The organism is Burkholderia metallica (assembly GCF_001718555.1).
In the GTDB taxonomy this organism is placed as follows: Bacteria; Pseudomonadota; Gammaproteobacteria; order Burkholderiales; family Burkholderiaceae; genus Burkholderia; species Burkholderia metallica.
The window spans coordinates 2,236,355-2,251,730 of record NZ_CP013403.1; the positions used below are offsets into that span (position 1 = coordinate 2,236,355).

16 protein-coding genes are annotated in these 15,376 nt (G+C 68.1%); 13 read left to right on the forward strand and 3 right to left on the reverse strand.

Going from position 1 to position 15,376, the window contains the following annotated elements; translation table 11 throughout:
- The first annotated feature begins 103 nt into the window (after positions 1-103).
- The 8 genes from WJ16_RS29475 (at position 104) to WJ16_RS29510 (ending at position 8,056) form a co-directional block, all read left to right on the forward strand.
- Complete coding sequence (locus WJ16_RS29475) at positions 104-1,669, forward strand: NfeD family protein (protein WP_069260506.1); 1,566 nt, start codon at positions 104-106, stop codon at positions 1,667-1,669.
- The gene (locus WJ16_RS29480; RefSeq protein ID WP_069260507.1) at positions 1,666-2,439 is read left to right on the forward strand and encodes a slipin family protein; all 774 of its coding nucleotides are present in this window, start codon (positions 1,666-1,668) and stop codon (positions 2,437-2,439) included. Before WJ16_RS29475 ends, WJ16_RS29480 begins: the two co-directional genes overlap by 4 nt.
- A gap of 247 nt (positions 2,440-2,686) precedes the next feature.
- The gene (locus tag WJ16_RS29485) at positions 2,687-3,568 is read left to right on the forward strand and encodes a M24 family metallopeptidase (protein WP_069260508.1); all 882 of its coding nucleotides are present in this window, start codon (positions 2,687-2,689) and stop codon (positions 3,566-3,568) included.
- Positions 3,569-3,613: 45 nt separating this feature from the next.
- Complete coding sequence (locus WJ16_RS29490) at positions 3,614-5,401, forward strand: SDR family oxidoreductase (RefSeq protein ID WP_069260509.1); 1,788 nt, start codon at positions 3,614-3,616, stop codon at positions 5,399-5,401.
- Positions 5,402-5,431: 30 nt separating this feature from the next.
- Positions 5,432-6,337, forward strand: a complete 906-nt coding sequence (locus WJ16_RS29495) for a metal-dependent hydrolase (protein WP_069260510.1) — start codon at positions 5,432-5,434, stop codon at positions 6,335-6,337.
- Between the two features lie 78 nt (positions 6,338-6,415).
- The gene (locus WJ16_RS29500) at positions 6,416-6,703 is read left to right on the forward strand and encodes a hypothetical protein (RefSeq protein WP_069260511.1); all 288 of its coding nucleotides are present in this window, start codon (positions 6,416-6,418) and stop codon (positions 6,701-6,703) included.
- Between the two features lie 251 nt (positions 6,704-6,954).
- Positions 6,955-7,344, forward strand: a complete 390-nt coding sequence (locus tag WJ16_RS29505; protein WP_069261214.1) for a DUF2917 domain-containing protein — start codon at positions 6,955-6,957, stop codon at positions 7,342-7,344.
- A gap of 337 nt (positions 7,345-7,681) precedes the next feature.
- Positions 7,682-8,056 (forward strand): DUF2917 domain-containing protein, encoded by a 375-nt coding sequence (locus tag WJ16_RS29510; RefSeq protein ID WP_069261215.1) that lies wholly within the window; start codon positions 7,682-7,684, stop codon positions 8,054-8,056.
- Between the two features lie 159 nt (positions 8,057-8,215).
- On the opposite strand, the gene WJ16_RS29515 is transcribed toward WJ16_RS29510, so the two are convergent.
- Positions 8,216-8,494, reverse strand: coding sequence for a hypothetical protein (locus WJ16_RS29515; protein WP_069260512.1), 279 nt, complete (start codon positions 8,492-8,494; stop codon positions 8,216-8,218).
- 785 nt (positions 8,495-9,279) lie between these two features.
- Here WJ16_RS29515 and WJ16_RS29520 point away from each other — a divergent pair.
- Positions 9,280-10,581, forward strand: coding sequence for an NCS2 family permease (locus WJ16_RS29520; RefSeq protein WP_069260513.1), 1,302 nt, complete (start codon positions 9,280-9,282; stop codon positions 10,579-10,581).
- Between the two features lie 243 nt (positions 10,582-10,824).
- Here the strand turns inward: WJ16_RS29520 and WJ16_RS29525 are convergent, their stop codons facing one another.
- A complete protein-coding gene (locus tag WJ16_RS29525; protein WP_011354308.1) occupies positions 10,825-11,112 on the reverse strand; it encodes a DUF1488 family protein in 288 nt (95 codons plus the stop codon).
- A 241-nt stretch (positions 11,113-11,353) separates the two neighbouring features.
- On the reverse strand, positions 11,354-11,629 hold the full coding sequence (locus tag WJ16_RS35890; RefSeq protein ID WP_319000523.1) for a DUF2964 family protein: 276 nt from the start codon (positions 11,627-11,629) through the stop codon (positions 11,354-11,356).
- A 271-nt stretch (positions 11,630-11,900) separates the two neighbouring features.
- On the opposite strand from WJ16_RS35890, the gene WJ16_RS29535 reads away from it, so the two are divergent.
- The 4 genes from WJ16_RS29535 to WJ16_RS29550 all read left to right on the forward strand — a co-directional run bounded on the left by WJ16_RS29535 (position 11,901) and on the right by WJ16_RS29550 (position 15,208).
- Positions 11,901-13,811 (forward strand): sigma-54-dependent Fis family transcriptional regulator, encoded by a 1,911-nt coding sequence (locus WJ16_RS29535; protein ID WP_069260514.1) that lies wholly within the window; start codon positions 11,901-11,903, stop codon positions 13,809-13,811.
- 72 nt (positions 13,812-13,883) lie between these two features.
- The gene (locus WJ16_RS29540; RefSeq protein ID WP_069260515.1) at positions 13,884-14,186 is read left to right on the forward strand and encodes a 2Fe-2S iron-sulfur cluster-binding protein; all 303 of its coding nucleotides are present in this window, start codon (positions 13,884-13,886) and stop codon (positions 14,184-14,186) included.
- 56 nt (positions 14,187-14,242) lie between these two features.
- Positions 14,243-14,737: an SRPBCC family protein gene (locus WJ16_RS29545; protein ID WP_069260516.1), complete on the forward strand. Its 495-nt coding sequence runs from the start codon at positions 14,243-14,245 to the stop codon at positions 14,735-14,737.
- A gap of 93 nt (positions 14,738-14,830) precedes the next feature.
- The gene (locus WJ16_RS29550) at positions 14,831-15,208 is read left to right on the forward strand and encodes a DUF2946 domain-containing protein (protein ID WP_069260517.1); all 378 of its coding nucleotides are present in this window, start codon (positions 14,831-14,833) and stop codon (positions 15,206-15,208) included.
- Positions 15,209-15,376 lie beyond the last annotated feature (168 nt).

Sequence of the window (15,376 nt, forward strand, 5' to 3'; positions counted from 1 at the left end):
TCGTTTCGCGCTTTGTGCCGAAACCGCCTAATCTTTAAGCATCGGGCCCACGCCCTTTCCGCCAGCCGGACGGCACGCGGCCGCGCGCCGCCCGGACGTCTCGATGCCCTTTCATCGTCACGGGCCGTCGCCGGCGCCTGCCACGCCCGGCGGCCACCCTCGTCACCCGTTGTCCGCACGGATCGCGCGCGCCGCGCTGTTCGCGGCGCTGCTCGTCGTGTGTGCCGCGCTCGCCGCGCCGCCGGCGGCCGACGCACCCGCCGCCACAGGCGCGGTAATCGTGATCCCGGTCAACGGTGCGATCGGGCCGGCCAGCGCCGATTTCATCGTGCGCTCGCTCGACCGCGCGGCGCATCGGCACGCGCCGCTCGCGATCCTGCAGCTCGACACGCCCGGCGGCCTCGACACGTCGATGCGGCAGATCATCAAGGCCATCCTCGGCTCGCCGGTGCCGGTCGCCGCGTTCGTCGCGCCGGGCGGCGCGCGAGCCGCGAGCGCGGGCACCTATATCGTCTATGCGAGCCACTTCGCGGCGATGGCGCCCGGCACCAATCTCGGCGCGGCGTCGCCCGTGCAGTTCGGCGTCGGCGGCGCGGCGCCGCCGGCCGGGAACCCCGTCGCACCGCGCGCGCCGGCCGCCCCTTCCGGCGCCTCAGCGGCGTCCGATGCGGCCGCGACGCAGGCCGCGTTGCCGACCGATACCCAATCGACCGAAATCCGCAAGGCGACGCAGGACGCGTCCGCCTATATCCGCGGCCTCGCGCAGTTGCGCGGGCGCAATGCCGAATGGGCCGAACGCGCGGTGCGCGAGGCCGTGAGCCTGTCGGCGAACGAGGCGCGCGCGCAGCATGTGATCGACCTGATCGCCCAGGACCCGGCCGACCTCGCTCGCCAGCTCGACGGCCACACCGCGACGACCACCGCCGGCACGCTGCGGCTCGCCACCGCGCATGCGCCGCTCGTCGTGGTCGAGCCCGACTGGCGCAGCCGCTTCCTCGCGATCATCGCCGACCCGAACGTCGCGCTGATCCTGCTGACGATCGGCATCTACGGCCTCTTCTTCGAGTTCGCGAACCCCGGCTTCGTGCTGCCGGGCGTCGTCGGCACGATCTGCCTGCTGGTCGGGCTGTTCGCGATGCAGTTGCTGCCGGTCAGCTATGCGGGCCTCGGCCTCGTGCTGCTCGGTCTCGGCTGCCTGGTCGCCGAGGCGTTCCTGCCGACCTTCGGCGTGCTCGGGTTCGGCGGAATCGTGTCGTTCACGATTGGCGCGCTGATGCTGATCGACACCGACGTGCCCGGCTACGGAATTCCGTGGCCCGTGATCGCGAGCCTCGCGCTCGGCGGCGGGCTGCTCGTCGCGGGCGTGTCGAGCGTCGCGCTGCGCGCGCGGCGCCGCCCGGTCGTGACGGGCGCCGAGGCGATGGTCGGCAGCATCGGCGAAGTGCTCGACGACGGCCTGCTGGCCGACCAGCCGGACGGCGCGGCCGGGCCCGCACCGTCGGCCGCGGGCTGGGCGCGCGTGCACGGCGAGCGCTGGCGCGTCGCGAGCAGCGTGCCGCTCGCCGCCGGTTGCCGCGTGCGGGTCACCGGACGCCAGGGGCTGCTGCTCACCGTCGCCCCGCTGTACGACGTGCCGACGCAAGAACAACACCAGGGAGTCCCGTCATGATCGGTTATACGTTCGGCTTCAGCAGTGTGCTGATCGTCTTCGTCGTCGTGCTGGTCGCGTCGTCGATCCGCATCTTCCGCGAGTACGAGCGCGGCGTGGTGTTCATGCTCGGCCGCTTCTGGAAGGTGAAGGGGCCGGGGCTCGTGCTGATCATCCCGATCGTCCAGCAGGTCGTGCGGATGGACCTGCGCACCGTCGTGTTCGACGTGCCGCCGCAGGACGTGATCACACGCGACAACGTGTCGGTGAAGGTCAACGCGGTCGTGTATTTCCGCGTGGTCGATCCGGAGAAGGCGGTGATACAGGTCGCGCGCTTCTTCGACGCGACCAGCCAGCTCTCGCAGACGACGCTGCGTTCGGTGCTCGGCAAGCACGAACTCGACGCGCTGCTCGCCGAGCGCGAGCAGCTGAACGCCGACATCCAGAAGACGCTCGACGCGCAGACGGATGCATGGGGGATCAAGGTGTCGACGGTCGAGATCAAGCACGTCGACCTGAACGAGACGATGATTCGCGCGATCGCGCGGCAGGCCGAGGCCGAGCGCGAGCGGCGCGCGAAGGTGATCCATGCGGAAGGCGAGCTGCAGGCGTCGGAAAAGCTGCTGCAGGCCGCGCAAACGCTCGCGCAGCAGCCGCAGGCGATGCAGCTGCGCTACCTGCAGACGCTGACGACGATCGCCGCGGACAAGAACTCGACGATCGTGTTTCCGCTGCCGATCGACTTGCTGGGGACGTTGCTGGAGCGGCTGGGCGGGAGGCGGGACGGATAACGCAGACATCCGGATCCGCACCGGATTCGCGGCACGCCCCCGGTCGTCGCAGCCTCCGGCAATCTAGGGCTTCCCCTCTATTTCCCCGTTCCATTAGGACAAATCCTCACGTCCGGGGGCTGGCGCGCTTTCCGGAACCGTCTATTATCATTACATCGATCAATGACACATTAAATGCTGACTGAATAATCCGCGACGGCGACGCCGACGGGTGCGTTCCGGATCAGCACCCGAACGGAGACGCATCATGTCCGCCCCGCATCCGCTGCCGGAAGTCCACCTCGACGAGCTGCCGCAATTCCGCGCGGTCCAGCAGCTTGCCTACCGCTGTGTCGAAACCGTCGGCGCGATGCTCTACCCCGGCATCACCGAAAAGGAAGCCGCGCGCCTGCTGACCGAATGGCTGCAGGACAACGGCGTGCACGACTGGCTGCACAAGCCGTTCGCGTGGTTCGGCGACCGCACCGCATTCGAAGGCTTTTCGGGCCTCAAGCACATGGGCGGCTTCAATCTCGCGTTCTTCCCGAGCAACCGCCAGCTCGAAACCGACATGCCGGTGATCCTCGACGTTGCGCCGGTGCTCGACGGCATCGTGGCCGACGTCGGCTACGCGCACTGCCTCGGCCGCAATCCGATCCTCGAACAGTTGCAGGACGACCTGATGGACCATCGCGACATGATCGTGCGGCTCGTGAAGGCGCGCCGGACGATGGCCGAAGTCGCCCAGGAAGTCGACGCGCTGTGCCGCCGCCAGGGCGTCGAGCCGCGCCACAAGGCGTATCCGTTCAAGGTGCTCGCGCATCGCGTCGCGAAGATCCACAAGCTGTCGAAGCCGCGCTTCGTCGCCCGCTTCGGGCTGAACGCGACGCGCAATCTGCTGCTCGACCAGGGCCGCGCGGCGAAACAGCAAGGCTGGTCGCCGCTGTGGTCGATCGACCGCCGCTCCGAGCACGCGCCCGTGCCGGGCCTGTGGGCGGTCGAACCGCATCTCGGCTTCGCCGGCGTCGGCGCGAAATTCGAAGAGCTGCTCGTCATCACCGAAGACGACGCGTACTGGCTCGACGACGACCTGCCGCACGTGCGCCGCCGGCAGCGCCGCCAGGCCGAACGCATGCAGGCCGTCGCCTGACGCGAACGCGCCCATCCTCCCGAATCCCTGAACGACGGACTCACGATGCAGCCTCTTTCCGACGAAGCGCCGCTGGCCCTGTTCGAATCGGTTCATAGCGAAACGGCGGTCGCGTCCGGCGACCTGACGCTCGCGGTCAGGACCTGGGGCGACCCGGCCCACTCGCCGGTCGTGCTCGTGCACGGCTATCCGGACGACAGCAGCGTCTGGCAGCACGTCGCGCCGCTGCTGGCCCGCAAGCACTACGTGATCGCGTACGACGTGCGCGGCGCGGGCCTGTCCGGCGTGCCGAAGCGCACGGCCGACTACCACCTCGCGAAACTGACCGACGACTTCGTCGCGGTGATCGACGCGCTCTGCCCCGGCCGCGCCGTCCACCTGGTCGCGCACGACTGGGGCTCGATCCAGGGCTGGGAATTCGTCACCGATCCGCGCCTCGCCGGCCGCATCGCGTCGTACACGTCGTGCTCGGGGCCGTGCCTCGACCACGTCGGCTTCTGGCTGCGCGAACGCGTGCTGCGGCCCACGCCCGCGTCGCTCGCCAGACTCGGCGGCCAGCTCGTGCGGTCGTGGTACGTGTACCTGTTCCATCTGCCCTTCATCCCCGAGCTCGGCTGGCGGCTGTGGCTCGGCCGCGCGTGGCCGGGCCTGCTGCGCCGGCTCGAGAAGACGCCCGCCGCACCGCGCCCGACGCAGGCCGACGACGGCGCGCGCGGCGTGCGCCTGTACCGCGCGAACTTCATCCGCTGCCTGTTCGCGCCGCGCGAGCGCTACGCGCATGCGCCGGTGCAGACGATCGTGCCGCTCGGCGACAAATACGTGAGCCCCGCGCTGTCCGAGAACCTGTCGCGCTGGGTGCCGCAGTACTACCGTCGCGAGGTCGCGGCCGGGCACTGGCTGCCGCTCGCCGATCCGGCGCGCTTCGCGGATCTCGCCGGGCAACTGATCGACGCGGTCGAATCGGGCGACGAACCGCCCGCGCTCGCGAACGCGCGCCGTCGCGCGACGAGCGGCCGCTTCAGCGGCAAGGTCGCTGTGGTGACCGGCGCGGGCAGCGGCATCGGCCGTTGCGCGGCGCTCGCGTTCGCCCGCGAAGGCGCGACGATCGTCGCATGCGACATCGATCCGGCGAGCGCCGAGCGCACCGCGCTGCTGATCGGGCTGACCGGTGCGCACGCGCACGCGAAACGCGTCGACGTCGGGTCCGCCGACGAAATGGAAGCGCTCGCGACGTGGGTCGGCAATGAACTCGGCGGTGCGGACGTCGTGATCAACAACGCGGGCATCGGCATGGCCGGCGGCATCCTCGACACGAGCACGCGGCACTGGGAGCGCATCCTGCACGTGAACCTGTGGGGCGTGATCCACGGCTCGCGGCTGTTCGCGCAGCAGATGGCCGCGCGCGGCACCGGCGGCCACATCGTCAATACCGCATCGGCCGCCGCGTTCGGGCCGTCGCGCGACCTGCCCGCGTATGCGACGACGAAGGCCGCGGTGCTGATGCTCAGCGAATGCATGCGGGCGGAGCTCGCGGCGCAACGCATCGGCGTGACGGCCGTGTGCCCGGGCTTCGCGGAAACCGGAATCATGGCGTCGACGCAGTACGCGGGCGCCAACGCGCAGGACGAAGCACGGCTGCGCAAGCGCGCGACGAAGCTGTACCAGATGCGCGGCCTGAAACCCGAAACCGTCGCACAGGCGATGGTCGACGCCGTACTGCGCAACCGCCCCGTCGTCGCGGTCGGCGCCGAGGCGCACGCGATGCGCTTCGTCGGCCGCTTCATGCCGTGGCTCGGCCGGATGATCGCCCGCGTCAGCATGGCATCGCATTGACGGCGCACGACGCCGCACAGGGAGACACAGATGACCGATACCGCCGACTATCACAAGATCAAGGCCCGGCACGTGAAGTTCGACTTCAGCGACACGCCGATCACCTGGGTGCCGAACGACCCGGGCAGCACGCACATCATCAACACGCTGAACCTGCTGTTCCCGGAAGGCGAGCTGTGGTTCTGCCGCGTGTACAACAAGGCATTGCCGCTGATCACCGATGCGCGCCTGCGTGACGAGGCCGAAGGCTTCCTGCGGCAGGAAGCGGTGCATTCGCGTTCGCACGGCGGCGTGCTCAAGCACTACTACGACCGGCACGGGATAGACACGAAGCCGTTCACACAGAAGCTCAACCGCCTCTTCACGCGCGTGCTCGGCGAACAGCCGCTCGGGCTGAAGATCGGCCACACGCGTTTCTGGCTGCGCCAGCAGCTCGCGGTGATCGCGTCGCTCGAGCATTTCTTCGGCTATCTCGGCAACTGGGTGCTCAACGCGCACGGGCTCGACGAGGGAAAGGCCGACCCGACGATGGTCGACTTGCTGCGCTGGCACGGTGCGGAGGAAGTCGAGCACCGCACGGTCGCGTTCGACATCTACCGGCACATGGGCGGCACCTATCCGGAGCGCTGCGTGCACATGGCGTTCGTGATCCTGCTGCTGCTCTACTACATCACGACGGGCGCGAAGTTCATGTACCGGCGCGACCCGGCCGCCGGCCGCTACCCGGGTTTCGCGCTCGCGTGGTGGCAAGGCTCGCGGCGCGGGCACCTGCCGTCGTTCTGGAAGGTGATCGGCGCGGCGCTGCGCTATTTCAAGCCGAGCTATACGCCGCACCACGAAGGCTCGACCGAACAGGCGCTCGCCTACCTCGCCCGCTCGCCGGCCGCGCAGGCGGCCGCACACGGCGGCAACTGGGGCACGACGAAGGGCGCCTGAGCGCGATTCCTGCCGGCGCGGCGGGCGCTGCCCGCCGAAATGCGTACAATCGCGGCTTCATTTCCCGGAGGTGCCGCGATGGCCATGAAGAAAACCGATCTCGAAAAGAACAAGGCGCTGAAGCTGACGCAAGCGATGAAGCAGTCGAACTCCGCGCGTTTCGGCAAGGGTGCCGAAGAAGCCGTCAAGCTCGACCGCCGCGCGCAGCGCAAGCTCGACCAGGAACAGGGCCTCGTGCCGTTCGCCTGCAAGCTCAACGCCGACCTCGTCGAACAGCTCAAGGCGCGCGCGGCCACGCACCCGGAAGGGATGACGGGCCTGCTGTCCGAGCTGCTCGTGAACGGGCTCGCGCAACGCGACGCGTGACCGCCACGTGTCTCGAAATTTCCGTTGACATTGCTGCGCTGCCACGACACACTCGTTCGCATGCCTACGCTCAAGCCCGCCGCCATCGCGCATAAAAACCGAGTGAACGCCCACCCGCGGCGATCACCGGAGGCGCTTGTGCGTTAGCATCGAGATTCAGTTACGCATGTCACGAGGCCTCGCCGGAAACGGATGAGGCCTTTTTGTTCTGGTGCGCGTCATCCCGCCCGGCTCAACGGATGGAGATGACGATGGACCAAGCAAGCCGGCTGGTTGTCTGCCCCGATCGGTGCCGCGCCGATGCGATCGCATTGCCGCGCGTCGTGATGCAATTCACGGTCGCGCCGCGCAAGACGCTGACGTGGTGCGCGCAAGACGATGCGGAGATCCGCGTGCACGACGCGACGCTGTGGGTCACGCGGCTGGGCAGCGTCGACGATTACTGGATTCGGCCCGGCGACGTGCTGCGCGTGCGGCGCGGCGATCGCCTCTGGATGAGCACCGGCGACGACCGTCCGGCCGAAGCGTCGATCACGACCGCGTGCGTGATGACACGCGATGCGTGGTTCGCGCATGCGCTCGCCCGGATGCGCAGCGTGCTGCGCGAGCGATGTCGAAGTCGAAGCCGAAGTCGTTCATGACGAACGCGCCGCTGCGTACCGGATACCCACGGGATATCAGTACGCAGCGGCGTCACGCATTGCGGTGCGGGCGCATCGATGCATCGCTCCCGCTTATCCCGAAAATTGTCGTTGACAACCGCGTTCCTCGCAGACAAACTCGTTCGCATGCCTACGTACAAGCTCATCGCCATCGCGATTCATCGCTCGATGAACCTTCGAAAGAACGGTTCACGGGAGGCGCTTGTGCATTAGCAATCGAGCAGTACAGCATGTCACACGAGGCCTCGCCGGAAACGGACGAGGCCTTTTTGTTCTGGTGCGCGTCGTCCGTCCGGCTCACTGAATGGAGATGACGATGGACCACGCAAGCACGCTGTTCGACCAACCCGATCCGCGCCGTGCCGGCACGATCGCGCTACCGACCGTCGTGATCCGTTTCGCGGTCGCGCCGCGCACGACGCTGACGTGGCGCGCGCCGCAGGACGCGGAACTCCGCGCGCACGGCGCGGCGCTGTGGGTCACGCGCCCGCCGAGCGTCGACGATCACTGGGTGCAGCCCGGCGACGTGCTGCGCATCGCCCGCGGCGAGCGCATCTGGCTCGGTACCGATGCCGACCGGTCAGCCGAAGCGACGCTCACGATCGCGTACGTGCGGCGCGGCGAGCGCGTCACGCGCATGCTCGCGCACGTGCAACGTTTGCTCTTCGGGGCGGGGAGAGGAAGCGGATAAGCGCGCGCCGTCAGGCACGCTGGACGCGGAACGGCCGCGACCGAAAACGGACGCACCTGCGGCGTAACGCGCCGCAGGTGCGCATCGAATATCGCGGCACGCCGCTGCGTGCCGCGAGCGATCGCGCGCCGTGCGCAGCGACGGGATGCAGTTGATGCATCAGGTGCTGGCGGCGAGACGCGGGCCCGTGCTCCGGGGAGTGGAATCGAGGTCGGGACGTTGCGCTGCCTGCGCGGTCACCCACGGATCGATGCCCTGCTTCTGCACCTCCTCGAGGAATGACACACGTGTGCGCCAGTAATCCGCTTGTAATTTCGCGTCGATGACGCGCTGTTCGGCTGCGAACAGTTCCATGCGCGCCGTCACGAGCATCGACGCAGCGGTTTTTTCCGGCGTGGGGGCGTGTCGCATCGCCCAACGACTGATCCAGTTCAACATGCTGACCTCCGTGATTACGGACGAACCCGCATCGGGCAATCGCAATCGGCCGTGCCTGCCCGAACGCGCAACGGCCTTGACCGCACTTCACCGCCGGGCCTGCACGGACTGCGACTCCCCCGCGTCGGCAATGAACGGCCGGCGTGTGCATGCGCGGTGTATCTATCCTAGAAAGACTTGCCGGTTTACGCGATGGGGTCTTGCAATCTTTTACACAGAAACCACAGTCGCCCCCGCATCGCGAAATGACAGTTGCGGGCGGGACGGCTTCGGCGCACGATAGCCCGATCTCTGCAACCGCCTGGACTGACGAATGCCCGCCGCACGCCGCGGCCGGCCATCCGCATCGGCCACGCCCGTGCGTTCGCGCGCACGCTTCGCCCGCGTCCGCGCTCGTCCAGCATGCGGGTGCCGCGTTTCAGTCGGATGTCATCCCCCTGCTCCGTGCGTTCCACTGCGCACGCCGTTGCGTACGCATCGGTTGGCCGCGCTCGCGTGCCCCGCCTCCCTTTCCGCCAGGTTTCCGCCATTTCTGCCGGCCCGTTCCGCCCGAACCGGTAAAATGCGCGCCTTCGCCGCGCGGCCGGGCTGCCAGACCGTTCGCGCGCAGGCAGCGGTCGATCTTGCGATCGTGCCCTCCAACTATATCGTCCGAGCTATCCGCGCTATTACAATCCGCCGATAGCCGGGCAATAGTGGCTGGTTACAGTAAGCCCGGCGCGCACTGCCTTTACAACAATTCGGCACAACAAGCAACACGACAACCCGACCGGAGAAACGCCTTCATGGAATCCATCAAGCGGTATTTCGGCTTCGCTGAAGCCGGCACCGACTTCCGCACCGAAATACTCGCGGGCGTCACCACGTTCCTGACAATGGCCTACATCATCTTCGTCAACCCCGCGATCCTAGGCGATGCCGGCATGCCGAAGGAATCGGTGTTCGTCGCGACCTGCCTCGTCGCGGCGCTGGCGTCGATCATCATGGGGCTGTACGCGAACTACCCGATCGCATGCGCGCCCGGCATGGGCCTGAACGCGTATTTCGCGTACACGGTCGTCAAGGGGATGGGCTTCACGTGGCAGGCCGCACTTGGCGCCGTGTTCATCTCCGGCTGCCTGTTCCTGCTCGTCACGCTGTTCCGCGTGCGTGAGGCGATCGTCAACGGCATTCCGAAATCGCTGCGGATCTCGATCACCGCGGGTATCGGCCTGTTCCTCGGCATCATCTCGCTGAAGACGTCGGGCGTGATCGTCGGCAACCCGGCCACGCTCGTCACGCTCGGCGACCTGCACAAGCACGACACGATCCTCGCGATCGTCGGCTTCTTCACGATCGTCACGCTCGACCACCTGCGCGTGCGCGGCGCGATCCTGATCGGCATCATCGGCGTGACGATCCTGTCGTTCTTCTTCGGCGACAACCAGTTCCACGGCGTGTTCTCCGCGCCGCCGTCGATCGACGCGACGCTGTTCAAGCTCGACATCGGCGCGGCGCTGTCGACCGGCGTCATCAACGTGATCCTCGTGTTCTTCCTCGTCGAGCTGTTCGACGCGACCGGCACGCTGATGGGCGTCGCGAACCGCGCGGGCCTGCTCGTCGAAGGCAAGATGAGCCGGCTGAACAAGGCGCTGCTCGCCGACAGCACCGCGATCGTCGCGGGCTCGGTGCTCGGCACGTCGTCGACCACCGCGTATATCGAAAGCGCATCGGGCGTGCAGGCCGGCGGCCGCACGGGCGTGACGGCCATCACCGTCGCCGTGCTGTTCCTCGCGTGCCTGTTCATCGCGCCGCTCGCCGGCGTGGTGCCCGCGTACGCCACGGCGCCGGCACTGCTGTACGTGTCGTGCCTGATGCTGCGCGAAATGGTCGAGGTGCCGTGGGACGATGCGACGGAAGCCGTGCCGGCCGCGCTGACCGCGCTGCTGATGCCGTTCACGTACTCGATCGCGAACGGCGTCGCGTTCGGCTTCATCGCGTATGGCGGCCTCAAGCTGCTGACGGGCCAGGCCCGCTCGGTCAAGCCGATCGTGTGGATCATCGCGGCCGTGTTCCTGTTCCGCTTCTTCTATCTCGGCAGCGAGTGACGGGTGGCGCTTCGGCGCGATGCATGACGGGAAACGCCGCCTTCGGGTGGCGTTTTTTTTCGAACGATCTCTTCTGCGATCCTGATGAAATGACGCGCCTGGTGATGCCGACGCACGCGCAGCCGACGCGGCCCGCATACGAAAATGCCGCCCGGCCGTCACCGAACGGCATTGCTCGCACAAGCGCAGTCTTTCCGCGCGCACATCGTCAGCGACGCGCGCCGCAAGACGAACGTCGTGTCGTCAGCGCCAGTTCGCCTCGTAGAAGCGGACGTAGCCGCTGCGCAGCGTCACGCATTGCGCGCGCGTCTCCGACAGCAGGCGCCGCGCCGCCGCCTCGATGCGGTCGCGATGCTGGTCGAATGCGCCGACCATGTCCTCGAAGCGCGGCGATGCCGCGCCGAAGTGATCTTCCAGCGCCTCGGCGGTGATCTGACACTGGACGCGCTCACCATTGACCAACGCAGTGAACGCAAGCATCAGGTCTCGCCCCGAATATTCGGGCTTCTCGTTCGTGAAATGGATCTGCATGGGGAGCCGCCTCGACCGGTAGAAAACGAATGACCGCGTCCGTCGTCCGCCACCGGCCGGACGAAATGTACGCGGGCTCGCCGGCGGAGGCACCGTCCGCGGGGATATGGCGCGGACGACGCATGCCGGTTGCTTTCACTTTAGACGGTTTCGCGCAGGAGACAAATTTTCCGGTGTGCGTCGTTCCGACGCGCATATCGTCTGATCAGCGCGGCATCCGGCACCGTTTCGGCAACCGGCGTCAATGAGGATCGTTCGGCCAGACGTTGAGCGCGATGGCAGCGGTCGTGGCGCCCACCGCAATCGCGGCCGCCCCGTATCGCACCGCATCGGTCAGATCGAACAGCAGCCCGTGGATCGCCACGGCGATGCCGCCCAGCATGATGAACGTGGCGATGGCCGCCAGCACGACTCTCAGTTCCGTTCGAACCATGATGCGTCTCCCGAACGGATGCATGTCGCGTCGCATGCATGTTGCAATGCGGAACACGGCGCGTGCGTGCTCCACTTCCATCATTGCAGGCGGGCGCTTAAAAGCAAGGGGATTTTGTTCGCGGTCGCGCATCGTACGCGGCGCTTGTATGATGATGCGTACCCGGATGGCCGGCGTTCGCACATCGATGGTGCGCCGCACGTGAAAGCGGGAATCCGCAGCGGATTTCGGCGAGTACGTGGGGGCGGTATGCGTTGGCGTGCCGAGCGCCGTTGGCTGCGAATAGTCCGCGGCGACGGCGAACGCTGACGCGTTCATTGCTGCCGACCGCAGAGCATGGGACAGGAGACAAGTCATGCCGCAACCCTTCGTGCTGCCCGCCGCCGCGGGTCGCACCGACCTGCTCGCGCAGGCGCATGCGCGTTCGACCGCGGTCGGCCTGCGCGCGCACGAATGCCCCGATTTCTCGCCGCTGTCGCGTATCGCGCTGCGCGAACTGCTCGACACGAATCACACGCTGTTCTCGCACGCGCGCCCGGTGATGGAGAATCTCCACGCGCAAATCGCCGACACGCAAAGCCTCGTGCTGCTGACCGACGCCGACGGCGTGATCCTGCACAGCATCGGCGACGCGGATTTCATCGAGAAAGCCAATCGCGTCGCACTGTGTACCGGCGTCTCGTGGGCGGAAGGCGCGCGCGGCACCAACGCGATCGGCACCGCGCTCGCATCGGGCCAGGCCGTCGCGGTGCACGGCGACGAACACTTCCTGCACGCCAACCACATCCTCACCTGCTCGTGCGCGCCGATCTTCGATCCGTTCGGCCGCACGCTCGGCACGCTCGACGTCAGCGGCGATCCGCGCGGCTCGAGCCCGCACACGCTCGCGCTCGTGCGGATGTCCGCGCAGCTGATCGAGAACCACCTGTTCGCGAACCAGTGCGCGGAAGCGTTGCGGCTGCGTTTTCACGCGCACGAGGAATGCGTCGATTCGCTGTTCGCCGGGCTCGTCGCATTCGGCCCCGACGGCGGGCTGATCGCCGCGAACCGCAGCGCACAATTCCAGCTCGGCGCGTCGTTCGACGCACTGCAGCATCAGGCCAGCGACGCGCTGTTCGGCATGCGCTTCGGCCAGCTCGCCCAGCAGGCCGCACGCGCACCCGGCGCGATGTTCCGCCTCACGCTGTCGACCGGCGTACGCGTGCTGGCGCGCTGCGAATTCGCGGAAGCGCACAAGACCACCGTCGCCGTCACGCCGCCGGCGCCCGCCGCCCGCGTGCGCACACCGGACCCCGACGCGATCACGTTCGCGACGCTCGATACGGGCGACGCGCGCATGGCCGCCGTGCTCGAACGCGTCGCGAAGATCCGCGGGCGCGACCTGCCGCTGCTGATCCTCGGCCAGACCGGCACCGGCAAGGAATGGCTCGCCCGCGCCCTGCACCACGCGTCGCCGCGCGCGGACGGCCCGTTCGTCGCGGTCAACTGTGCGGCGCTGCCCGATTCGCTGATCGAGGCCGAACTGTTCGGCTACGAGGACGGCGCGTTCACGGGCGCGCGCAAGCGCGGCAGCCCAGGCAAGATCGTGCAGGCCGACGGCGGCACGCTGTTTCTCGACGAAATCGGCGACATGCCGCTCGCGCAGCAGGTCCGCCTGATGCGCGTGCTGCAGGAACGCGCGGTAATGCCGCTCGGCGGCGCACGCGCGGTGCCGGTCGACGTGCGGGTGGTGTGCGCGACCCATCGCGACCTGCGCGCGATGATCGCGGAAGGCACGTTCCGCGAAGACCTGTTCTACCGGATCAACGGCCTCGCGGTCACGCTGCCGGCGCTCGCCGCACGCACCGATCTGCCCGCGCTCGTCGACCGGATTCTCGCGCGGCTCGCGCGCAGCGAACCGATGCCGCGCCGCATCGCGGCCGACGTGCTCGACGCGTTCACGCGCCACCGCTGGCCCGGCAACCTGCGCCAGATGACCAACGTGCTACGCACGGCCGGCATGCTGGCCGAAGACGAAGCGGAAATCACGCTCGCCCATTTGCCCGACGATTTCTGGCTCGACTGCGACGACACACCGGCCGCACCATCCGCAGCACCGGCCGCATCCGCCGCTGCCGCCGGCACGCGCGAAGGCACGACGCTGCAGAGCCATCAGGCCGCGGTGATCGATGCCGTGCTCGCGCGCCATGGCGGCAACGTGTCTGCGGCGGCGCGCGAACTCGGTCTCGCCCGCAATACCGTGTACCGGCACCTGCGGCGGCATTGACGCCGGCGGCCTGCCGCCGACGCGTTCGGGTATGCTTGGCGCGTTGCCGCCGAACCGCCGCCCGCCTCCGCCATGACCGATCCGGACCACCTTCCCCTCGTGCGCATCGAGCCGCTCGGCGCGACCTTCGATGCGCCCGATACGCTGACGCTGCTCGAAGCCGCCGCGTTCGCGCGCGTGTCGCTGCCGCGCTCGTGCCGCAACGGCACGTGCCGGAGCTGCCTTTGCCGGATCGTCAGCGGCAGCGTACGCTACACGATCGAATGGCCGGGGCTGAGCCGCGAGGAAAAGGCCGACGGCTACACGCTGCCGTGCGTGGCAGTCGCGACGTCGGACCTCGTGCTCGACGTGCCCGACGCGGTCATGCTCGACTAGTACGGCGCGCGCTCGCGCGCACCGTCCGGAAAAGGTTGATCCCTGTGGAGAACGTCATGACCCAGCAAACCGATCGCATCGAAAAACAGGCCCTGCTCAACGCATCGCCCGATCGCGTGTGGGAAGCCGTCAGCAATTCCGGCGAATTCGGCCAGTGGTTCGGCGTCTCGTTCGACGGGCCGTTCGTCGCCGGCCAGCCGCTGTTCGGCCGCATCACGCCGACGCGCGTCGACGACGACGTCGCGAAAGCGCAAGAGCCGTACGCGGGCACTGTGTTCGAAATCGTCGTCGACCGCGTCGAGCCGAAGCAACTGTTCTCGTTTCGCTGGCATCCGTTCGCGATCGACCCGAATATCGATTACGCGTCCGAGCCGATGACGCTCGTCACGTTCACGCTGGCCGCGCAGGCCGGCGGCACGTTGCTCACCGTCACCGAAACGGGCTTCGACCAGTTGATCGAAGCGCGCCGTGCGCAGGCGCGCGACATGAACGATCAGGGCTGGGCCGCGCAGATGACGCTGATCACGAAATACCTGGCGAAGCACGCGTAGCGCGCTGCAACGCCGCACGTCCGTGTCGCCATGCGACCCGGCGTGCGTGGCATAATCCGCTCCATCGTCGTCCATCGCCGCCCCGCGCATCACATGCTGAGTCGTCGCCTCCGGAAGATCGGCAGTCTGATCGGGATGCTCGCCATCCTGCTGACGGCGCTCGCGCCGACGATCTCTCAGGCACTGACGACGCAGCAGCGCGTCGATACGCTGCTGGCCGGCTACTGCACGGCCGCGCCGGCCGCTGGCGACGCCGCCGCCGATTCGTCGCAGAAGAGCCTGCAGGCCCACCTCCACGCATGCGGCTATTGCAGCCTGCTTGCTCACACGCCCGCACTGCCCGCGCCCGAACTCACGTTCGCGGCCAACGTGCACGTCATTCAGCACCGCGAAGCGACCCGCTTCGACAGCCTGCGCCGCGCGCTGCCGCTCACGGCCGCGCAACCGCGCGCCCCGCCGTTCACGTCCTGAATCGTCGTCAACGCCCGTGATGCCGTCGCGCATCACGGGGCCCGCGCACGCCGCCAGCGTGCGTGACGTGTCACGTTTCGAAGGACGCTCATGTCTCATCGCGTTGCGTGCGGCCTCGTGCCGTGCGTGCGGCCGGCCGCTTCCGGTCCGGACTGTCGCACCGGCATT